Annotated in this window: 2 protein-coding genes and 1 pseudogene (1 of these 3 running past the window's edge); 2 read left to right on the forward strand and 1 reads right to left on the reverse strand. The window is 55.4% G+C overall.

Annotated features, from left to right (window positions below):
- Nucleotides 1-1215, forward strand: partial view of a glutamate-5-semialdehyde dehydrogenase gene (locus tag QVO51_RS03650; protein ID WP_022357281.1) — the 3' portion only. It extends 63 nt beyond the left edge of the window; 1215 of the gene's 1278 nt are visible here — the last part of the coding sequence; the start codon falls outside the window, past its left edge; its stop codon occupies nucleotides 1213-1215.
- Nucleotides 1216-1248: 33 nt separating this feature from the next.
- The gene (locus QVO51_RS03655; RefSeq protein ID WP_022357282.1) at nucleotides 1249-2349 is read left to right on the forward strand and encodes a hypothetical protein; all 1101 of its coding nucleotides are present in this window, start codon (nucleotides 1249-1251) and stop codon (nucleotides 2347-2349) included.
- A gap of 145 nt (nucleotides 2350-2494) precedes the next feature.
- On the opposite strand, the pseudogene QVO51_RS03660 reads toward QVO51_RS03655, so the two are convergent.
- A pseudogene (locus tag QVO51_RS03660) lies at nucleotides 2495-2837 on the reverse strand (hypothetical protein); the annotation flags it as partial.

The following is a 2837-nucleotide window of genomic DNA, read 5'->3' on the forward strand; positions in this document are numbered from 1 at the left end:
CAGGCGGCTGCACCTGCCATAGCCGCAGCTGCGCCGGCAGTGAAGAACGCTGCCCTTGCTGCCATTGCGGACGCACTGATCGCCAGAACGGGCGAGATCGTCAAAAAAAATCAGGAGGACATTGAACAGGCAGTTACCAATGGCATGTCCCAGTCCATGATCGACCGGCTGTTGCTGAATCCCCAGCGTATCGTTGCCATTGCAGCCAGCGTGCGCACCCTCATTGACATGGACGATATCGTAGGCTCTGTGGAGCATGGCACCATCCGCCCCAACGGTCTGCAGATCCTCAAGACCCGGGTACCCCTGGGCGTCATCGGCATTATTTTCGAGTCCCGACCCAATGTAACGGTGGACGCTGCCACCTTGTGCCTGAAAGCAGGCAATGCGGTAATCCTCCGGGGTGGCAAGGAAGCTCTCTGCTCCAACGCCCACCTGGTGACAGTCATGCGGGAAGCAGTGGAAAGCGCCGGTCTGCCGGCGGACGTGGTGCAGTTCGTGGACGACACCTCCCATGAAACAGCAGAAAAGATGATGCGCATGAATCAGTATCTGGATGTGCTGATTCCCCGGGGCGGTGCCGGACTGATCCGGGCAGTGGTGGAGCACGCATCCGTTCCGGTGATCCAGACCGGCACCGGTAACTGCCATGTATATGTGGACGACAGCGCAGATCTGGAAATGGCAGTCAACATTGTGGACAACGGCAAGACCCAGCGTCCCTCCGTATGCAATGCGGTGGAGAGCCTGCTGGTGCATAAGGACATTGCCCAAGAGGCTTTGCCTCTGATCAAAGCAAGACTGGATCAGCACAAGGTGGTCATGCATGGCTGTCAGACCACCCGCTCCATTCTGGGACCGGATGTACAGCCTGCCACAGAGGAGGACTATGCCAAGGAATACCTGTCCTATGACATTTCCGTGAAGGTGGTGGACTCCATTGACGAAGCCATCGCCCACATTTCCAGATATGGCACCAAGCATTCCGAAGCCATTGTGACCCGTTCCCTGGAGCATGCACGGAAGTTCCAGACCCAGGTGGACGCAGCAGCCGTTTATGTGAACGCCTCCACCCGTTTCACCGACGGCGGCGAATTCGGCATGGGCGCAGAAATCGGCATTTCCACCCAAAAGCTGCATGCCCGTGGGCCCATGGGGCTTCATGAGCTGACCACGGTCAAGTACCTGATTAACGGAGAGGGACAGATCCGCTGACCGGATCCCCCATAAAGGAGAAGCAGACGTATCATGCCAACAGAAACAGAACAGCGTTTTCCCCGCACCGGGCACAGCTCTCAGAGTGATATTGATAGTCTGCTGGCAGAGCTGGGCTATCATCAGCCCCCACGCCGGGAAGAACCCACAGCTCCGACACAGAAACCGGAACCGCAGCCCATCCGGGAGACCGCTGCCCCGGCAAAAAAAGAAAAGCCACGAAAAAAACCGGAACCAAAGCCAGATCCCAAACCGGTAAAGATCATTCAGGAACCGGTGGATCCGCCACTGCTGGATATTCCCATCCAGCAGTCCAAGCCCCTGGTGAAGGATGCGCCTGCCAGCAAGCCCAAAAGCAAACCAAAAAAAGCGCAGCCTGCATTGCTGAAAACCCTGCAAAGCGCCCTGGATGAGAACATTGAGGAAATCGAGCTGCTAACTAAGCTGCCGGTGGCGGAGGGTACCTCCCCATCGGAAGCACGCAGGCGCCGCCGCCGACAGATCCTGTATTTTTTCATTGGTGTGTTCTTTCTCTTTGCCGCTGTGCTGGGATGCATCCAGATCAGCAGAAGCATGCGGCAAAGGTTCGCAGGCTTTGCCAACAATGAAACGCAGAAGCAGGATTTTGCTGACTTTCTGGAGCCGGTAGTGGTCATGGACATCGCAGACTTCGACTCTGTCAGTGACCTGGATCCGGATCAGATTCTGTCCGCCGCTATCTGGGACTTCATGATCCACGGAGACATGGATAAATACGAACACACCATGGACATTGTAACCGTACCTGCCATTGACATAGAAGCCCATGCAGCAAAGCTGTTCGGAGAGGGGCTGAGCTTTTCGCACCATACCATCGGCACAGGGGATATGCGCTTCTATTACAACTCTGACAACAAATCCTACAACATTCCCACTGCCCCCTCCTATTTTTCCTACATCCCGTTGGTGGAACAGATCAGCAAGGAGGAGGATCGCTACACTCTGACAGTGGCATACAAGGAAGAAGTTCCCTCCTGGCAGAAGCATGACAGTGCGGCGGAAACAGCAAAGGAAATGGAGTTTGTGCTCCAGGAACTGAACGGCGCATACATTCTCCGTTCCGCAAAGAACATCTCCACAGAAGGCACATTATAAGCAACACCCGGCAGCTTCTCATGAAACTGCCGGGTGTTTTTGCATAGACAAGGCTGCACAATCTTACAGTACTGCCCTGAAGCAGGTGCAGCCCACAGAATGGCTCTGCAGACTGCATGCGTTTGGTTCAATAAAGATTGGTGGATCAGCCCCAGGGACGATTTCCGCCGCCGGATTCGCTGACAGAGGTACCGCCGGAGATGGTTCCCCCGTAACCACAGCGGTTGGTGCCGTCCTGGCTGCCAAAGTAGGTAACGCCGCTGAGGGTACCACCGGTGTAGCAGCTTACGTTGCTCTCTGTGGAGCAAAGCACCATTTCCTGGGATGCATTCGGCAGCACAAAGGTTGCGATCACCGTACCACTTGCATTGGTAAAGGTGATGGTAGAACCAGCCGAAACAGATGTTGTGGACAGGAACGCCTTGTTGGAAGGATATTCAAACATACTACTGCTGCCCGCAGCAATCACAGTGCCGCCGTTGTAGGTG

This window comes from Ruminococcus sp. CAG:379 (assembly GCF_000434255.1).
In the GTDB taxonomy this organism is placed as follows: domain Bacteria; phylum Bacillota; class Clostridia; order Oscillospirales; family Ruminococcaceae; genus Ruminococcus_F; species Ruminococcus_F champanellensis.

Bases quoted from the DNA above. Each gene is read 5' to 3' on its own strand.
- QVO51_RS03655 (WP_022357282.1), top strand. From the start codon at position 1,249: ATGCCAACAGAAACAGAACAGCGTTTTCCCCGCACCGGGCACAGCTCT.